This is a genomic window from Microbacterium sp. M1A1_1b, from assembly GCF_053345565.1.
Map to the genome: position 1 here is coordinate 28,815 of NZ_JBKFAJ010000001.1, position 18,333 is coordinate 47,147.

Here is an 18,333-nt window from a genome sequence, read left to right on the forward strand (position 1 = left end):
GCTACTCGGGGCGGCCGTAGGTCTCGAGCAGGCGCAGCCAGATCTCGTTCATCGTGGGGTACGCGGGGACGGCGTGCCACAGGCGGTCGATCGGGACCTCGGCGACGACGGCGATCGTCGCGGCCTGCAGCATCTCGGCGACGTCCTGCCCGACGAAGGTCATGCCGACGACGACCTTGCGGTCCTCGTCCACGACCATGTTCGCGCGGCCGACGTACCCGTCCGCCTGCAGTGAGGCGCCGGCGATGTTGCCGAGCTCGTACTCGACCACGCGCACATTCAGCCCCTGCTGCCGGGCCTTCGCCGCGGTCAGGCCGACGCTGGCGACCTCGGGGTCGGTGAAGGTGACCTGCGGGGCCGCGGCATGGTCGGCCGTGGCGACGTGCGCACCCCACGGCTCGGTGTGCAGCGGCGTGCCCTGGAAGCGAGCAGCTATCGCCTCACCGGCGGCGCGCGCCTGGTACTTGCCCTGGTGGGTCAGCAGCACGCGGTGGTTCACGTCGCCCACGGCGTAGAGCCAGTCGGTGCCGGTGACCAGCATCGTGTCGTCGACGTCGAGCCAGTCGCCAGCGGTGAGCCCGACGGCCTCGAGGCCGAGGTCCTTCGTGTGTGCGGCGCGACCGGTCGCGGCGAGTACCTCGCTCGTGATCACGGTCGAGCCGTCGTCCAGGGTCGTCGTGACCAGGCCGTGCTCGTCGCGGTCGACGCGCGTGGGGTTGACGCCCAGGCGCACGTCGATGCCGGACGCGCGCATGGCGTCGGCGACGAGTTCACCGGCGAACGGTTCCATCCCGCCCAGCAGACCGTGGCGCGCGACGATCGTGACCTTCGCGCCGAGGGAGGCCCAGGCGGTGGCGAGCTCGGTGCCGGCCACCCCGCCACCGATGACCAGCAGGCTCTCGGGGACCGACTTCGCGCTGGTGCCCTCACGGGTGCCCCACGGCTCGGCCTGCACGAGACCCGGGACGTCCGGCAGCGTGTGCAGCGAGCCGGTCACGACAGCGATCGCGGCACGGGCGGTGTGGGTCGTGGTCTGTCCGTCGGGACCGGTGACCTGGATGGTCTTCGGTGCGGTGATGCGGGCGTGTCCGCGCAGCAGGGCGATGTCGGCGGACTCGAGCCACGCGACCTGGCCCGCGTCGTCCCAGTCGCTCGTGAACGACGTCCGGCGGGCCAGCACCGCGGCGGCGTCGAGCTCACCGGTGACCGCCTGCTTCGCTCCGTCGAGCCGCTTCGCGGCAGCGAGTGCGTGGCCGCTCCGGAGCAGCGCCTTCGAGGGCATGCACGCCCAGTACGAGCACTCACCGCCGACGAGTTCTGCTTCGACGACCGCGACCGACAGGCCGCGCTTGTGGGCGTAGTCCGCCACGTTCTCGCCGACTGCGCCGGCGCCGATCACGATGAGGTCGTAGTCCGTCATGCGCCCGAGCGTACGCGGACCGGCATGGACCGCGCCGAGCAGCAGTCCGGCGGTTCAGGCCACGCGGGACGCGGCGGACAGGGCTCCCACGGCACGGAGGATGACGCCCATGTCGTCGACGGCACGGGCCGGGTCGACGGGGGCGAACCCGGTCAGGGCGGCACCGACCAGCCGGCGTCCACGGGTCGCGGCCTGGATGCGCTCGACGAGCGCTGCGCCGTCGAGCCCGAACGGCACGGGCTCGAGCAGACCGTCGACCTCGGACGGGTCGAGCACGTCCAGGTCGACGTGGACGTACACGGAGTCCGCGCCGGTGGCCTCGACCGCGGCGGCGATCGCGTCCGGGGTGGCGGCGTCGACGTCGAGGTGGTGGATGCCCGCGCGCTCGACGGCGTTCGTCTCCGCCGGCTCGACGCCGCGGGTCCCAGCGAGGACGACCGACGAGGCGGGCACCACGGGGAGGCCCGGGAACAGGTCGCTCGCCCGGTCCACCAGGATCCGCAGTGCCGCGGTCTCGGCTGCGACGGGCTGCGCGCGGTTGAGGGATCGGTAGCCACTCGACCCGGCGATGCGGACGAAGGCGGTCGAGGGTCCGAGGGCGACGCTGCCGCCCAGGGCACTGGCGCCGTCGCCGCCGATGACCAGGACCGGCTCGGACGCGATCGAGACCTCTTCTGCCACGCGCTCGGCGACCTGCAGCACCGAGGTGTAGCGGGCGACCGCGGTCTCGAGCCGGTCGCCTGCGCCGGCCGGGACGTCCACCACGGTGGTCGCGGTGCGGGGGAGATCGGCTGCTATCGCGGCGGCGCCGTCGCCGAGGCGCATCGCACGCGACGACGCCGAACCCTGCCACTGACCGACGACGAGGAACTGCATGTCCTCATCTTGTCAGGGTGGGCCCGGCGTCGTCGTGTGTCGGGTGTCAGATCGAGGACGACCCGCCGGACTTCAGGGCCGCGAGTCGCGCTTCGACCTCGGCGTCCTTGCCGACGTCCTCGAGCGACTCGAACTGGGCGTCGAGGCTCGACGACTGCAGTTCCTGCTGCCCGATGACCTTCGCCTCTTCGCGACGCACCTTCTCCTCGAAGCGGTTCAGGTCGCTCGTCGGGTCGGTGATGTCGATGTTGCCGATGGCGTCGTTCACCTTGGACTGGGCCTCGGCGGTCTTCGCGCGCGCGACCAGGCTGTCGCGCTTGGACTTGAGCTGCCCGAGCTTCTCCTCCATGCCGGCCAGGCCCTGCTTGAGCTTCTCGACCTGCTCGTTCTGGGTGGCGAGCGGCGTGGCGTTGTCCTTGACCTCTTGCTCGGCGGCGATCTGCTTGCCCAGGGCGATCTTGGCGAGGTTGTCGAACTTGTCGGCATCGGCCGCCTTGCCCTCGGCGCGGTACTTGTCGGCCGCGGTCGACGCGTTCGCGGCCTTCTGGCCCCACTCCTGCGCAGCACGGACGTCTTCCGCGTTGTCCTGCTCGAGCAGGCGGAGGTTGCCGATGGTCTGCGCGATGGCGCTCTTGGCGTCCGCGATGTTGTTCGTGTAGTCGCGCACGAGCTGGTCCAGCATCAGCTGCGGGTCCTCGGCGTTGTCGATGAGCTGGTTGACGTTCGCCCGGACGAGCGAGGAGATGCGACCGAAGATCGTCTGCTTTGCCATTGCGGTTCCCTTCCTGGGGATGGTCGTGGTGAGTGCTGTCGTCAGTGGAGTCGTTCGGGGTCAGGGGCGTCGGGTCAGAAGCGACCACCGCCCGAGAAGCCGCCGCCCCCGCCGCCCCCGCCGAAGCCGCCCCCGCCGCCGAAGCCGCCGCCGCCTCCACCGAAGGAGCCGCCACCGAACGACCCGCCGCGTCCGCCCAGCAGCCCGCCGAGCACGATGCCGGTGACGAGTCCGCCGAGCTGGGCACCGCCGCTGTTGCCCCCGCCGCCGCCGGGCCAGCCGCCCATGTCGTTGCCGGCTTCGTCCATCGCCGCCGCGGCGTACTGCTCGGCGGCCCGGGCTGCCTGCAGGGCGCGCTGTGGGTCGGTCGTGGCGAGGTCGACGGCGTCGTCCAGCGCCCGTTCGGCTTCGGACAGCCGCGTGCGGGCGGTCGTCCCGACGGCACCACGGCGCAGGGAGATGAACTCCCGTGCCTGGCTGATGCGCGAGCGGGCGTCGCGCAGTGCGGAGTCCAGCGCCCGTTGGGCTCGCTCCTGCTGTTCCTGTGCACCCCGTGCAGAGGCCAGGGCGGTGTCGATCGCGGTGTTCGCCTTGGTCAGGGCGTCGACCGCGGCGATCGGGTCCGTCGGGTCGAGGCGTTCGCGCAGGACGGTCTCGGCGGTCGTGACGGCCGAGGCCAGGTCGGGCGTCTGCGCGCGCATCGCCCGCGCGGCGGCGACGTCGCCCTCGATGTCCAGACGCATCGCGTCCACACGGGCCGAGGCCTCGCGGAAGGTCGCGTCGGCGCCCGTCGCCGAACCGGTCAGTTGCTGGACCTGTGCCAGCGCGTGCTGACCGTCGCGGACGGCGACGACGGCTTCGCCCTTGTCACCGGCGGCGATCGCGGCGTCGGCAGCCTGCGAACGTTCCGTCGCGAAGGCGAGCACCTGGCGCGCCTGGTCGACGTTGTCCGACACCGTGGCGAGGGTCCGGCCGGTGTACGACGCACGGACCTGCTCGAGCGCGGCGGCGGCCTGGTCGACGGACTGCGGCGCGGCCTGCACGCTGGCCCGCAGCGCGGTGGCAGCGTCCTCGACCCCGTCCTCGAGCGACCGGAGCTGGTCGAAGGCCTCGGTCTGCTGCTCGATCGCCGCGTGGGCCTGTTCGCAGATCGCGATGATCTGGTTCGACCAGTCGGCGCGCTGCTGGGGGGAGTCGGGGACCTCGTCGTCGAGCTGCTGCTGGAACGTGAAGGCCTTGCGGACGTTCGCCTTGGCAGCGTCGACGGTGTCGGCGAACGGCTTGGCCGCGTCGGCGCCGAACTGTGCCGCGGCGAACCCGACCTCTTGTTCGGCGGTGCGGAGTTCGTCGTCGATCGTCACCAGGGCGGCCCCGGCGGTGCGCTCGAGGTCGGCGAGCGAGGCTTCCTGGGCCCGGGTGGCCGCGGCGGTGCGACGCTTGTTGCGGGTGCGGATGACGAGCACCACCACGACGACGGCGATCACCACGACGAGCAGCAGGATCCACAGCCAGGTCAGGTTCGGCGGGTCCTGCGACGAGGACAGGCCGCCGGCGAACGCGGTGGCGGCACCGGACCAGTCACCGTTCCGCAGCTGCGGCAGCAGGTCGTCGTTGACGGCGTTCTCGACGTCGGACTTGCTGATCGAGGTGGTGTTGGTCTGCTGCACGTCGTACGTGCGTGCCTGGGTCGCGATCGACAGCAGGATGCCGTTCGAGTCGATCTGGTTCTGCGACAGCGTGGCAGCGCCCCACGCGGTGTGGTCGCTCGGGTCCGTGAACGAGTCGACGTACACGACGTAGAGCTGCGCGTTCGTCTTGTCGGCGAGGTCGCTGACCGCGCGTTCGACGCTGCGCTGCTGGGACGTGGTGAGGGCGCCGGCGTCGTCGAGCACGTAGGCGCCGTCGAGCTGCACGGGCGCGGTGGCGCTGGCGGCGGTCGCGGGGGCGATCACCAGCAGGGCGGCGATGACCGCCGCAGCCAGCCGTGCCGCCCAGCGACCGGACGTCGGCCGCCCCGACGTACCCCGCTCGGCGTGGCCGTCCGTGCCCGACCCCCTGGTGTTCGATCCACGCTGGACCGTTCGCATCCGTTCTCCGTCCGTCCGGCAGCGCACCCCGTCTGGACCCGGATTCCCGGGTTCGCCGCGTCAGGAGCGCCGTCGTTCCGGAGTCTATCCAGGGGGCGCACGGTTCCGGCGGATTCCCCCAGCACCTGTGGAGAGAGCGGCCCGGGGGACGGATTCTGTCCCCCGTCGGGAGTATGGTTCGACGTGACCGTTTCGACGACGAAAGGGGTCGACAGATGGAACGAACCATGAACACAGAGGTGGTCCCACTCGAGGACGGCTTCCACCGGGTGTCAACGCCTGCCAGCGGTGTGATCGGCTTCGTGCGTGAGCACGACGGTCGGTACGAGGTCCTGCGTGGCCGTGTCCGCCAGGCCACCCGGTCCGAAGGGCTCTACTCCACGATGAACGTGGCACTGATCGCCCTGACGCACGCGTGAGACGAGCACAGGACCACGAACGACCCGACCGAGACGCCGCCGGACCCCGGCGGCGTCTCCTCGTCCACCGGACACACCCGATCGCGCCACCCGTACGCTGACGGCATGGGCGCACCAGGAGCACGGGTCCGCGTCACGCGACGTGGTCCCACCGCCCAGTCCGACCGGGAGGCCCTCCTCGCCTTCGCCGCGCACGTCACCGGGTCCGACCCCTCGTCCACGGTCCTCGGCCGCCGGTGTCCGCACTGCCGCGGCACCGACCACGGCCGACCCTGGGCCGTCGCGAGCGGACGACCCATCGGCGTGAGCCTCGCCCGGACCCCCGACGTCCTCGCACTGGCGGTCGCACCGGGACCGGTCGGCGTCGACGTCGAGCGCCGCAGTCGCGTCGTCGCCGCACCGCTCGACGCGCAGAGCCCGGGGGAACGCGCCCGGTACGGTGACGACCCCGGTGCCCTCGCCGCGTGCTGGGCCGCCACGGAAGCCGTCCTCAAGCGCGACGGTCGCGGTCTGCGGGTCGAGCCGACCCTGGTGGACGTCGACCTCGACGCCGAGGTCGCGCACCTGGACGGCACCGGGCACCCGCTGACGATCCGCTGGCTGGACGACGACCTGGTGCTGGCCGTCAGCGTCGACGGGCACGTGGTGGTGGACGACTCCCGGGACCGTTCGTGACCCGCACGCTGCGCGACCTCGACGGTGACGACGTCGCGGCGCTGCAGGAACTGATCGAGTCCGACCCCGCGTACGCGGAACACCTCACCGGGTACCCGCCCGGTCCGACCGACGCCCTGTCGGCGCTGGTGGGCGTCCCCGAGGGCTTCGACCCGAGTGGCAAGCGTGGCGTCGGGCTGTGGGACGGGCCCGTGCTGGTGGCGTTCGCGGACGTGCTGCTCGGGTACCCCGACCTCGATGCGGTGACGATCGGGCTGCTGATGGTGCACCGGTCGCACCGCGGTCGCGGTGTCGGCAGGGAACTCCACGCGGGGGTCCTCGAGCGCGTGCGCACCGAGTCCGGGGCCGCGCGCGTGCGTGTCGGGGTCGTCGCGACGGTCGCGGACACTGCCGGGGCGTTCTGGTCGGCGCTCGGGTACGCGCCGACGGGCGAGGTCAGGCCGTACCGGTACGACCGCCTGACCAGCGAGGTGGCGGTCTGGGACCGGGCCGTCGACCGACGCTGAGTGCCGCCGGGAGCGATGGGTCCGGCCAGGTCCGGGCCGGCCAGGTCCGGTCCGGTCCGAACAGGTCCGGGCCGGGCAGGTCCGCTCCGGTCAGGGCAGCGCCGGCACGGACGGTTCGTCGATCCAGGGCGCGATGACCTGCCGGACAGCCGAGGCGTCGCGCGCCGAGGCCTCGGCGAACGCGGCGACGACGTCCGAAGGTGTCACGGTGCCGTGGCGGTGCCGTTCGGTGACGGTCCAGAGCCCGGAGAAGAACGCCTCGTCGCCGATCGTCCGTCGCAACGCGTGCAGGGCGAGGGCGCCGCGCTTGTAGACCCGGTCGTCGAACATGTCCTTCGCGCCGGGGTCCCCGACGACCAGGTCCTCGGGCTGCTCGAGCAGTCCGTCCCGGTACTGCGCTGCCAGGGTGTCGGCGCTGTCGCCGCCGCGGTGTTCGGACCACAGCCACTCGGCGTAGCAGGCGAAGCCCTCGTGCAGCCAGATGTCCCGCCAGCGGCCCAGGGTGACGGAGTTGCCGAACCACTGGTGCGCGAGCTCGTGCGCGATGAGCCGGTCGGTGCCGTGTTCGCCGTCGACGTGGTTCCGGCCGAACACCGCCAGACCGTGCGCCTCGAGCGGGATCTCCAGCTCGTCGTCCGTCACCACGACCCCGTACGCGGGGAACGGGTACGGGCCGAACCGGTCGGCGTACAGGGCGATCATCTCGGGCACCCGCCCGAAGTCCGTCTTCGCCGCGGTGGTCAGGTCGACCGGGTGGTGCAGCGTGACGGGGACCGGTGCACCGCGCAGGGTCGTGGTGCGGTACCGGCCGATCTGCACGGTCGCCAGGTAGGTCGCCATCGGGTCGGTCGTGGCGTAGGTCCAGCGCACACCGCGGCCGTCGCGTTCCTTGGCGAGCAGGTCGCCGTTCGCGACGACGTCGTACCCGGCCTCGCAGGTGATCTCGAAGCGGTACGTCGCCTTGTCGTCGGGTCGGTCGTTGCAGGGGAACCAGGACGGTGCACCGGTGGGTTGCGCGGCGACGATGACGCCGTCGGTCAGTTCCTCCCAGCCGATCTGTCCCCAGGGGCTGCGGAGGGGGTGCGGCGTGCCGCGGTAGCGGACGTGCACCGTGAACTCGGTGCCGGCCTGGATCGGGGCGGGTGGCGTGACGGTGAGCTTGTGGATGCCGGACGAGACCTTCTTGGCGCGGACCCCGTCGACGTCGACCCGCTCGACCGACATGCCGTGCAGGTCGAGCACGATCCGGTCGAGGCGTGTCAGCGCGGTCGCGGTGATCGTCGCCGTGCCGCTGAACCGGTTCGTGGCGACGCGGTAGTCGATCCGCAGCTCGTAGTGGCTCGCGCGCCAGCGACGGTCCCCGCTATGCGGCGTGTACGGGTCGGGGTCGGCGGTGGTCGGTTCGGCGTCGGTCGTCGGCTTCACGGTGCCGGTCAGTCTGCCACGGCGGCGGACGCCCGGTCCGGCTCGGCGGCACCAGCTGTCCACGGGGCGCTGTCCCACGGCGAGATCGGGTTGCCCGCCCACGAGGTGCCGGCGGGCACCTGCTCGCCGCGCATGACGAGCGACGCGGGTGCGATGGTGGCCCCGGCGCCGATGCCCGCCGCAGGCAGGATCACGCTGTGCGGCCCGAGCGTGCCGCCGGCGTCGACCGTCACGGCATCCAGCTGCATCACCCGGTCGTGGAACAGGTGTGTCTGCACGACGGTGCCGCGGGCGATCGTCGCACCGTCGCCGATGGTCACCAGGTCGGCCTCGGGCAGCCAGTACGTCTCGCACCAGACCCCGCGACCGATCGTGGCCCCCAGGCTGCGCAGCCACACGGCGAGCGCCGGCGTGCCGGTGGCCTGCTCGGCGAACCACGGTCGGGCGACGGTCTCGACGAAGGTGTCCTGCACCTCGTTGCGCCAGACGAACGACGACCACAGCGGGTGCTCCCGCGCGGTGATCCGGCCGACGAACGACCACTTGGCGACGGTCGACACGACGGCGGCGACGGCTCCGGCGACGACGAGGACCGGGGCGGTGAGCAGCACGGTCCACCCGAACCCGACGGCGGACCAGGACGCCAGCAGTGTTCCGCCGACGCCGAGCGCGATCGCGCCGGACACCATCGGGGCGATCAGGCGCAGGACCTCCCAGCTGCCCCGGGCGACCCGGAGCCGGCGTGGCGGGCGGAAGGTGCGCTCCTCGTCGAAGGTCGTCGCCGCACGCCGCAGTCGGACGGGCGGGGAGCCGAGCCACGAGGACCCGCGCTTGGCCTTCTTGGGGACGGCGGACAGCACGGCGACCAGGGCCTCACGGGGGACGGAGCGTCCGGCGCCCGTCATGCCGCTGTTGCCGAGGAACGCCCGTCGACCGACCTTGGACTTCCCGATCGTCACCCGACCGCCGCCGAGCTCGTAGGTGGCGACCATCGTGTCGTCCGCCAGGAACGCCCCCGATGCGATCTGGGTCAGCGACGGCAGCAGCAGCACGGTGGAGATCTCGGTGTTCCGCCCGACCCGCGCCCCGAGCAGCCGGAGCCACAGCGGCGTGACCAGGCTGGCGTAGAGCGGGAACAGCAGCGTCCGGGCGGCGTCGAGCACCCGCTCGGTGCACCACGCCTGCCACCCGATCCGCGACCGGACCGGGTGCCGGCCCTCGTGCAGGCCGATCCCGAGCAGCCGGACGACCCCGACCACCAGGCCCGCGTAGACCACACCGGCGACCACCGTGGCCAGCGGGACGGTCGCCAGCGCGTGCCCGACGGCCGAGCCCAGCGACGGCGCACGACCGACCAGGGCGGCGGTGACCAGCAGACCCACCGCGACCCCGACCACCGGCAGCCCGGCCACGGCAACGGAGCCGGCCCCGTACGCGACCAGCCACCGACGGCCGGGCGCGGGGCGTTCCTCCCGTCCGTGTCGGGCCGACCCGACGCGTTCCGCAGGCGATCCCGCCCACCGTTCACCGTCCGGCACTGCTCCGGTGACGGCGGAACCGGGCTCGATCTCCGCGCCCGCGCCGACGACCGCGCCGGGCAGCAGCGTGGTGCGGCTGCGCACGACGGCGTCCGGGCCGACCTTCACCCGGCCCAGCCGGAAGACGTCGCCGTCCACCCAGTGCCCGGCCAGGTCGACCTCGGGTTCGATCGACGCGCGCTTGCCGATGGTGAGCATCCCGGTCACCGGGGGCAGCGTGTGCAGGTCGACGCCCTGCCCGATCCGGGCGCCGAGCGCACGGGCGTAGTAGCTGATCCACGGCGCGCCCGCGGTCGAGGGACCGTCGACGGCCTCGGCGATGCGCTCCGCAAGCCACACCCGCACGTGCACCGACCCGCCGCGGGGGTGGTCGCCCGGACGGACCCCGAGCAGCACGAGCCGCACCAGGACGACCGTCACGGCCATCTTGCCGATCGGCGTCACGAACACCAGCAGCGCGAGCACCAGCGCCGGCCAGGGCAGCCTCGGCAGGAACGGCAGCGTCGTCGCGTGCAGGACCCCGGCGACCAGCGCCGTCCACGTCAGGACCCGCAGACCGCGCAGCACCTGCACGGGCAGGCCCAGCAGCGTCATCGCGAGCCCGGTCGCCGGCGGTGTCGGCCGGACGTCCCGGTGTCGAGCCGCCACCGGGCCCGATGCGTCGAGCGCGTCGGCGAGCGCACCGATCCGCGGGTGGTCGTACACGTCCGCCACGGTCGTCGCGGGGTAGCGCTCGCGGATGGCGGACACCAGCTGCGCCGCCGTCAACGAACCACCACCGTGCGCGAAGAAGTCGTCGTCCTCGCTCGCGACCGGCACCCCGAGGATCGCCGCCCAGCGCTCGGCGATCCACGCCACGGTCGGGGGGAGTGCCACCGAGGCGCCGTCGCCCGTCAGCGGCCAGGGGAGTGCCGCCCGGTCGACCTTGCCCGACGTCCGCGTCGGCAGGGCCTCCACCACCGCCAGCAGCGGCACGAGCGCCGCCGGCAGCTCCTCGCGCAGCCGGGCGTTCGCCGCCGCCGTGTCGATCGTCGCCCCCGCGACCGGCGCCACGTAGCCGACCAGCACCTGGTTGCCCGCGGGGGTGCGCTGCACCACGGCCGCCCCACCCGCCACGTCGTCGAGCGCCTGCAGCGCCGCGTCGATCTCCCCGAGTTCGATCCGGCGACCGCCCAGCTTGATCTGGTCGTCCGCCCGCCCCTGGAACACCAGCCCCTCGGGGTCGTACCGCACCAGGTCACCGCTCCGGTACGCCCGCGCCCACCCGAGCTCCGGGTACGGCGCGTACTTCTCCGCGTCCTTCGCCGGGTCCAGGTACCGACCCAGCCCCACACCGCCGATCACCAGCTCACCCACCTCGCCCGGCGCGACCCGCACTCCGGCAGCATCCACGACCGCCAGGTCCCACCCGTCCAACGGCAGGCCGATGCGCACCGGCGCCGACCCGTCCATCAGCGCACCACACGCGACCACAGTCGCCTCGGTCGGACCGTAGGTGTTCCACAGCTCACGGTCACGGCTCGCGATCCGCGCGGCGAGCTCGGGCGGGCAGGCCTCACCACCGAAGATCACCAAGCGCACCTGCTCGAGCGCGTCGTCCGGCCACAGCGCCGCCAGCGTCGGCACCGTCGACACCACGGTGATCCCGTGCACGATCAGCCACGGCCCCAGGTCCACTCCCGTCCGCACCAGCGACCGCGGCGCCGGCACCAGGCAAGCCCCGTGCCCCCACGCCAGCCACATCTCCTCGCACGACGCGTCGAACGCCACGCTGAGCCCGGCCAGCACCCGGTCGCCCGGCCCGATCGGTGCGGACTGCAGGAACATCCGCGCCTCGGCGTCCACGAACGCGGCAGCCGACCGGTGCGTCACGGCGACGCCCTTCGGCACACCGGTCGACCCCGACGTGAAGATGATCCACGCGTCGTCGTCGGTCGTGGGGGCGGTGGCGCTCGCCGTGGGGTCGACGACCGGCACAGCGGCCGCGTCGGCGTCGCCCGAGGTCCGCAGCACGCCGCCCGCGCCGATGACGCCGGCCACGTGGGCTTCGCCGAACACGAGGGTCGCCCGTTCCTCGGGGTCGTCCGCGTCGACGGGCACGTAGGCGGCTCCGGCGGCCAGCACCGCCAGGATCGAGACGTAGAGCTCGTGGCTGCCCGAGGGGATCCGGATGCCCACCCGGTCACCAGGGTGCACGCCCCGCCGGGCCAGGTCGTCGGCACGTTCCTCGACGAGCCGCACGAGTGATCGGTAGTCGACCGCGCCGTCGGCATCCTCGAGCGCGAACGCCTCGGGATGCGCCTCCGCCGTCGAACGGAGCACGTCGAGCAGGGTGCGCGCGTCGGGCGCGGCCCCACCGCGGGCGAGCTCGGTCTGCGGGTTCCCGGTGGCGAGCGTCATCGAGTCCTCTTCCCGGTCGTGTGCAGGTCGACCGGCCCGTGATCCTAGGGGGCCGAGGTGTCCTGCTGGGGAACGTCGAGTGCCGCGCGGGCCGCGTCGAGCGCCTCGGCGACCCCGATCGCGTCGTCGAGCGAGTGCACCGGCGAGTCCGTCCGGCCGTCGGCGACGTACCGCGCGAGCGCCGCTGCCTGCCACACGAGTCCCTGCCGCCCGCGCAGGCCGTTGGGCTCCGACCACCGGTCCGCGTCGCCGCCACGGTGCACCGCGAACGAGGCCGGGAACACGAAGTGGTCGGTGTACTTCACGGTCGCCGCGGTGCCGGCGATCATCGCCAGGCCCGGCGTCCACGCGGTGATCGACGTGGTCACCACCGCCTGGGCGCCACCGGTCCCGGTGGTCACGGTGACGGACTGGAGGTCCACCCCACGGTGCGACACCGCTCCCGTCGTGCGGCTGGTCACCGGGGCGCCGGTGGCGAACCGCGCGAACCAGTGGCCGTAGACGCCGGCGTCCAGCAACGCGCCCCCGCCTGCGGCGGGGTCGAACATGCGGTCGGTGGTGTCGGCGGGGTCGTGCGGCCAGCCGACGTCGACGGTCGCCAGTTGCACGTCCCCCAGCACGCCGTCGGCGAGCAGCCGGGCGATCACGGTGGTGCCCGGCAGGTAGCGGGTCCACATGGCCTCCATCGCCAGGACGCCGGCGTCGCGGGCGGCGGTCGCCAGGCGGTGGGTGTCGGCCGCCGACGTGGTCATCGGTTTCTCGACCAGCACGTGCTTGCCGGCCGCGATCGCGAGCAGGGCGTGGTCGAGGTGCTGCGGGTGGGGCGAGGCGACGTAGACCACGTCGACGTCAGGGTCGCCGACCAGGGCCTCGTACGAGCCGTGCGCGGTCGGGATGCCGTGGCGTGCGGCGAAGGCGGCGGACCGGTCTGCCGAACGCGAGCCGACCGCGACGACGCGCTGGTCGGAGTCGGTGTGCAGGGTGCTCGTGAAGTCGTTCGCTATCACGCCCGGGCCGAGGACACCCCACCGCAGGACGGGTCCGCCGCGCAGGGGTTCGACCTGGGCCGCAGGGAACGCGAACGTCATGCTCCGCACGCTACTCGCGCGGTGCCGGCCCGAGTGGCACCTGGTCCGCCGGAGCCAACCACGGGGGAAGGTCGCGGCCTGCCGCGATGTCGATCGCCGCCGATCGAGCGCAGCGAGAACGACTGCCTGATCGGGAATGTCTCTGTGCCCCCAGGAGGATTCGAACCTCCGCCCCTGCCTCCGGAGGGCAGTGCTCTATCCCCTGAGCTATGGGGGCCCTGGGTGCTGACAACCGTAGCAGGTCCGCACACGCCTTCTGGACCACAGGGCGGGCCGGTGCCGGCGGTGCGGGGGTGCGCCGGGCCTCCTGTCCGGGTCAACCGGCGGGGGCGGCGGACGCGCTCGGGGTGAGGGCCTGACGGACCGCGTCGACGACCGGCTGTGCGGTGCCCGGTTCGGTGAACAGCGTCGACGAGGTGGTGATCCAGTACGGGTCGGCGAAGGCGTCGGCGCGGCCCGTGCCGTCGGTCAGGGCGAAGTAGCCCTCGACCGTGTAGGTCGGGACCGAGCCACCGCGTTCGAACAGCGCGTCCTTCAAGTTCGTGAGCGATTTCTCAGGCAGGTGGGCGACGGCGAGTGTGACGGTGACCGAGGGGTCCGCGTCCTCGTGGAACACGCACACCCGGCCGCGCTGCTGGGCGATCCGGGCTGCGGGGGAGCCTTTCGCGGGCTTCGCGGACCGGTCGAGTGTGAACGGCTTGCCGTAGACGTCGAACGTCGCGGGCGGCAGCAGCTGGGCGCACGTCTGGTCGACCCGTTGGCCGACGACGCCGGCCGTCGTGCTCGGGGTCGGGTTGGGCGAGCCGCCGCCGCTGCCGGAGCAGGCGGCGAGGACGAGGAGTGCGGGGACGGCGAGCGCGGCGACGCTGATCGCCCGGGCGGGTCGTCGGGTTCTCATGCGGCCCATGATGGTGCATGTCCCCGGTAGACTCGTCTGCCGTGACTCCTGCCGAACTCTCCGCCGCGTACCTGTCGATCCTGACCGGGATCGTCGAACGACGAGGGGCCTCGGACGCTGTGACGGTCGACGACTCGCACGTCGCGCTCGAGCGGCCGAAGAACCGGGCGCACGGCGACTGGGCCTCGAACGCGGCGATGCAGCTCGCGAAGCGCCTCGGGACGAACCCGCGCGAGCTCGCGACCGAGATCGCTGGCGAGCTGACCGAGCTCGACGGGGTGGACTCCGTCGACGTCGCCGGCCCGGGCTTCATCAACATCACGCTCGAGGCCGCTGCTGCGGGCGAGATCGCGCGCACGATCGTCGACACCGGCAGCGCGTTCGGTCACGGCGACCTGTACCAGGACGTCCGCATCGACCTGGAGTTCGTCTCGGCGAACCCGACGGGCCCGATCCACATGGGCGGCGTCCGCTGGGCGGCCGTCGGTGACAGCCTGGCCCGGGTGTTCCAGGCCCAGGGCGGTCTGGTCACCCGCGAGTACTACTTCAACGACCACGGCAACCAGATCGACCGCTTCGCCCGGTCGCTGGTGGCCTCGGCGCTCGGCGAGCCCACGCCGGACGACGGCTACGGCGGTGCGTACATCGCCGAGATCGCCGCCCGGGTGATGGCGACGTACGACGGCGACGTGCGTGACCTGCCCCGTGCCGAGGCGCAGGAGCTGTTCCGCCGCGAGGGCGTCGACTTCATGTTCACGGACATCAAGCAGTCGCTGCACGAGTTCGGCGTCGACTTCGACGTCTACTTCCACGAGAACGCGCTGCACGAGTCCAAGGCCGTCGAGCGCGCCATCGACCGGCTGCGCTCGCTCGGCATGATGTACGAGGCCGACGGGGCGCTGTGGCTCCGCACGACCGACTTCGGCGACGACCGGGACCGCGTGGTCATCAAGTCCGACGGTGAGCCCGCGTACATCGCCGGCGACCTGGCGTACTACCTCGACAAGCGCGAGCGCGGGTTCGAGCGCAACCTGATCATGCTCGGCGCGGACCACCACGGGTACGTCGGCCGGATGATGGCGATGTGCGCCGCGTTCGGCGACGAGCCGGGCACGAACCTCGAGATCCTGATCGGCCAGATGGTGAACCTGCTGAAGGACGGCGAGCCGATGCGCATGTCCAAGCGCAACGGCACGGTCGTCACGATGGAGGACCTGGTCGACGCCGTGGGTGTCGACGCAGGGCGCTACGCGCTCGTGCGGTTCGCCAGCGACACCGCGATCGACATCGACCTCGACGTGCTCACCAAGCGCACGAACGACAACCCCGTCTTCACCGTGCAGTACGCGCACGCCCGCACGCACTCCGTCGCGCGGAACGCCGCCGCGTCGGGTGTCGACCGGTCGGTGTTCGACGCCTCGCTGCTGACGCACGACACCGAGGGTGCGCTGCTCGGCGCCCTGGCGGAGTACCCGCGCGTGGTGCGCCAGGCCGCCGAACTCCGCGAGCCGCACCGGATCGCGCGGTACATCGAGCAGCTCGCGGGCCTGTACCACCGCTGGTACGACGCCTGCCGGGTCACCCCGCTCGGCGACGAGCCCGTGACGGACCTGCACCGCACCCGCCTGTGGCTGAACGACGCCACCGGGCAGGTCGTGCGGAACGGTCTCGGCCTGCTCGGCGTGAGCGCCCCCGACCGCATGTAGCTGCCGCCGCCGGCCGCCGGCCGGCCGGCCGCCGGGCCGGGCCGGCCGTCCGGCCGCGGCCACGTGCGGCGTTCGCACAACCGAAAGCAGTCCGCGCCACGGAATCACGTGGCGCGGACTGCTTTTCGTTGTGCGGGAGCACCTGGCGCCGCGGGAGCGCGCCGCACCCGCCCTGCGGACGTACGCCGGGCCTCCAGGCAGCCTGACGGTGGGCGCTGGCACAGTGGGTCCCATGTCCTCCGCACCCGCCAGACCGCGCCGTCCCGGCCGCACCGCCACGATCGTCGTGCTCGTCATCGTCGTGGTCCTCGCCGTGCTGGTCGTCGTGGCCGAGTTCGTGCTGCGCGGCGTGGTCGACCGGATCATCGCGCAGCAGGTCGAGCAGTCGCTGCCCGAGGGCACGGACGGCACGGTGCAGGCCCACGCCGACGGCATCGTCATCCCGCAGCTCATCAGCGGCACGCTCGACCAGGTCGAGATCGCGTCGAAGCGCATCACCGTCGACGGGGTGCCGCTCGCCGCCGACGTCACGGTGCACGACGTCCCGGTCGACGGCAAGGGGAACGTGCACGACGTCGACGGCACGGTCACGCTGGCCTCGTCGAGCATCAAGGACCTGGCGAAGTACAGCCCGCTGTTCGACCGGTTGACCCTGGTCGACGGCGGCGTGCAGCTGTCCGGGTCGACCGCGGTGCTCGGGTACGACATCTCGTACCTGGCGAAGGGCTCGGTCGTCGCACAGAGCGACGGCAAGGGCATCACGATCACCCCGAAGACCGTCCGGATCACGAACTCGGCGCTCGACCTGAAGGTGGACAGCATCCCCGGGGTGACCAACACCCCGGTGCCGGTCTGCACGGCGCAGTTCCTGCCCGAAGCGTTGCGCGTGCGCTCGCTCGACGTCACGGCCGCCCACGCCGAGGTCCGCATCACCGCGGACGAACTCCCGCTCAGCGAGCAGGGGTTGCGCACCGTCGGCACCTGCTGACCTGTCCACAGGCCGCGCCGAGACGACTGCGCTGTCCGCAGGGCGGCGTAACACCGGACAGGAGGCCCGGCTCGGCTCGCTAGGATCGGGTCCCGTGAGCGAGAACCCCCTTGCCCCGCCGCGGCTGCGGTCCCCGGCCGACCCGTCCGCGCTGACCGCGCGGATCTGGCCGGCCTCTGCCACGCGGACCGACGACGGCGCACTGGCCGTGGGCGGCATCAGCGCCGACGACCTGGTCGCGCAGTTCGGCACGCCGCTCTACGTGGTCGACGAGCACGACGTGCTGTCGCGGGCGGTCCGGGTGCGCAACGCCTTCACCGAGGCGTTCGGGCGCATCGGCACCCATGCGCACGTGTACTACGCGGCCAAGGCGTTCCTGACCACCCAGGTCGCCGCGTGGATGGCCGAGGCCGACCTGCGCGTCGACGTGTGCACCGGGGGCGAGCTGGCGGTGGCACTGGCCGGCGGGGTCGACCCGGGGCGGCTCGGGTTCCACGGCAACGACAAGTCCGATGCCGAGATCGCCCGCGCGGTGCAGGTGGGTGTCGGCACGATCGTGCTCGACTCCCACGAAGAGGTGCAGCGCGTCGCCGATGCCGCCGCTGCCGCCGGCGTCGTGCAGCGTGTCCGCATCCGGATCAACAGCGGGGTGCACGCCTCGACCCACGAGTACCTGGCCACGGCGCGCGAAGACCAGAAGTTCGGCATCCCCCTGACCGAAGCCGTGCAGGCAGCCCAGGCGATCCGTGCGCGGCCGTCGCTGGCGTTCGTCGGGCTGCACTCGCACATCGGCTCGCAGATCTTCGACGAGTCCGGCTTCCGCGAGGCCGCACGTCGCCTGATGGACGTCCACGCGACGCTGGTGCGGTCGGGCCCGGTCCCCGAGCTCAACCTCGGCGGCGGGTGGGGGATCGACTACACCGAAGCCGATTCCGCCTTCGCTCCCGAGGACATCGCCGACGCACTGGCGGGCATCGTGGCCGAGGCCTGCGCCGAGCGCGACATCCCCGTGCCCGAGATCGCCGTCGAGCCCGGGCGCTACATCGTCGGACCAGCCGGCCTGACGCTCTACCGGGTCGGCACGATCAAGCCGGTCCAGCTCGAGGTGGACGGCGGTGGCAATGCCACCCGCACGTACGTCTCGGTCGACGGCGGCATGAGCGACAACGCCCGCCCGGCGCTGTACGGCGCCGAGTACACCGCCCGGCTCGCACGCACGTCGGACGCCGCCCCGGTCCTGACCCGCGTCGTCGGCAAGCACTGCGAGAGCGGCGACGTCGTCGTGCACGACGAGTACCTGCCCGGTGACGTGCACCGTGGCGACCTGCTCGCCGTCGCCGCCACGGGCGCCTACTGCTGGAGCCTGGCGAGCAACTACAACCACGTCGGACGCCCGCCGGTCGTCGCGGTCGCCGACGGCCGAGCCCGTATCCTCGTCCGGGGCGAGAGCGTCGACGACCTCCTCGCCCGCGACACCGGGGTGTCGCCCGTGGCCGTCACCGGTGCCACGCGGTGAACCCCGACCTCCCGAAAGA

The 18,333-nt window shown here is 72.7% G+C and carries 14 protein-coding genes and 1 tRNA gene; 6 read left to right on the forward strand and 9 right to left on the reverse strand.

Annotation, left to right across the window (positions count from 1 at the left end; all coding sequences use genetic code 11):
- Nucleotide 1 precedes the first annotated feature (1 nt).
- The 4 genes from ACLBWP_RS00150 to ACLBWP_RS00165 form a co-directional block, all read right to left on the reverse strand.
- Complete coding sequence (locus ACLBWP_RS00150; protein WP_447653580.1) at nucleotides 2-1,420, reverse strand: dihydrolipoyl dehydrogenase family protein; 1,419 nt, start codon at nucleotides 1,418-1,420, stop codon at nucleotides 2-4.
- A 54-nt stretch (nucleotides 1,421-1,474) separates the two neighbouring features.
- Nucleotides 1,475-2,296: an arginase family protein gene (locus ACLBWP_RS00155; RefSeq protein ID WP_243561951.1), complete on the reverse strand. Its 822-nt coding sequence runs from the start codon at nucleotides 2,294-2,296 to the stop codon at nucleotides 1,475-1,477.
- Between the two features lie 46 nt (nucleotides 2,297-2,342).
- On the reverse strand, nucleotides 2,343-3,068 hold the full coding sequence (locus ACLBWP_RS00160; RefSeq protein WP_447653581.1) for a PspA/IM30 family protein: 726 nt from the start codon (nucleotides 3,066-3,068) through the stop codon (nucleotides 2,343-2,345).
- Nucleotides 3,069-3,142: 74 nt separating this feature from the next.
- Nucleotides 3,143-5,155, reverse strand: coding sequence for a TPM domain-containing protein (locus ACLBWP_RS00165; protein ID WP_447653582.1), 2,013 nt, complete (start codon nucleotides 5,153-5,155; stop codon nucleotides 3,143-3,145).
- A 227-nt stretch (nucleotides 5,156-5,382) separates the two neighbouring features.
- On the opposite strand from ACLBWP_RS00165, the gene ACLBWP_RS00170 reads away from it, so the two are divergent.
- From ACLBWP_RS00170 to ACLBWP_RS00180, 3 genes are all read left to right on the forward strand, one after another.
- Nucleotides 5,383-5,574, forward strand: a complete 192-nt coding sequence (locus tag ACLBWP_RS00170) for a hypothetical protein (RefSeq protein ID WP_056125872.1) — start codon at nucleotides 5,383-5,385, stop codon at nucleotides 5,572-5,574.
- Between the two features lie 105 nt (nucleotides 5,575-5,679).
- Nucleotides 5,680-6,249, forward strand: coding sequence for a 4'-phosphopantetheinyl transferase family protein (locus tag ACLBWP_RS00175; protein ID WP_447653583.1), 570 nt, complete (start codon nucleotides 5,680-5,682; stop codon nucleotides 6,247-6,249).
- Nucleotides 6,246-6,755, forward strand: a complete 510-nt coding sequence (locus ACLBWP_RS00180) for a GNAT family N-acetyltransferase (RefSeq protein WP_447653584.1) — start codon at nucleotides 6,246-6,248, stop codon at nucleotides 6,753-6,755. The genes ACLBWP_RS00175 and ACLBWP_RS00180 overlap by 4 nt, the downstream gene beginning before the upstream one ends.
- Nucleotides 6,756-6,845: 90 nt before the next feature.
- Here ACLBWP_RS00180 and ACLBWP_RS00185 read toward each other — a convergent pair whose 3' ends face one another.
- From ACLBWP_RS00185 to ACLBWP_RS00205, 5 genes are all read right to left on the reverse strand, one after another.
- Nucleotides 6,846-8,180: a M1 family metallopeptidase gene (locus tag ACLBWP_RS00185; RefSeq protein WP_447653585.1), complete on the reverse strand. Its 1,335-nt coding sequence runs from the start codon at nucleotides 8,178-8,180 to the stop codon at nucleotides 6,846-6,848.
- An 8-nt stretch (nucleotides 8,181-8,188) separates the two neighbouring features.
- A complete protein-coding gene (locus ACLBWP_RS00190) occupies nucleotides 8,189-12,118 on the reverse strand; it encodes a Pls/PosA family non-ribosomal peptide synthetase (RefSeq protein ID WP_447653586.1) in 3,930 nt (1,309 codons plus the stop codon).
- Between the two features lie 44 nt (nucleotides 12,119-12,162).
- Nucleotides 12,163-13,206, reverse strand: coding sequence for a Gfo/Idh/MocA family protein (locus tag ACLBWP_RS00195; protein ID WP_447653587.1), 1,044 nt, complete (start codon nucleotides 13,204-13,206; stop codon nucleotides 12,163-12,165).
- A 145-nt stretch (nucleotides 13,207-13,351) separates the two neighbouring features.
- A tRNA-Arg gene (locus ACLBWP_RS00200) sits at nucleotides 13,352-13,423 on the reverse strand.
- Nucleotides 13,424-13,522: 99 nt separating this feature from the next.
- Entirely contained in the window at nucleotides 13,523-14,104 is a 582-nt protein-coding gene (locus ACLBWP_RS00205; protein WP_447653588.1) for a hypothetical protein, read from the reverse strand.
- Between the two features lie 41 nt (nucleotides 14,105-14,145).
- Here ACLBWP_RS00205 and argS point away from each other — a divergent pair, with 41 nt between their 5' ends.
- The 3 genes from argS (at nucleotide 14,146) to lysA (ending at nucleotide 18,314) form a co-directional block, all read left to right on the forward strand.
- Complete coding sequence (argS, locus tag ACLBWP_RS00210; protein WP_447653589.1) at nucleotides 14,146-15,810, forward strand: arginine--tRNA ligase; 1,665 nt, start codon at nucleotides 14,146-14,148, stop codon at nucleotides 15,808-15,810.
- Between the two features lie 232 nt (nucleotides 15,811-16,042).
- Nucleotides 16,043-16,798: an LmeA family phospholipid-binding protein gene (locus ACLBWP_RS00215; RefSeq protein ID WP_243561960.1), complete on the forward strand. Its 756-nt coding sequence runs from the start codon at nucleotides 16,043-16,045 to the stop codon at nucleotides 16,796-16,798.
- Nucleotides 16,799-16,892: 94 nt separating this feature from the next.
- Complete coding sequence (gene lysA, locus ACLBWP_RS00220) at nucleotides 16,893-18,314, forward strand: diaminopimelate decarboxylase (protein ID WP_447653590.1); 1,422 nt, start codon at nucleotides 16,893-16,895, stop codon at nucleotides 18,312-18,314.
- Nucleotides 18,315-18,333 lie beyond the last annotated feature (19 nt).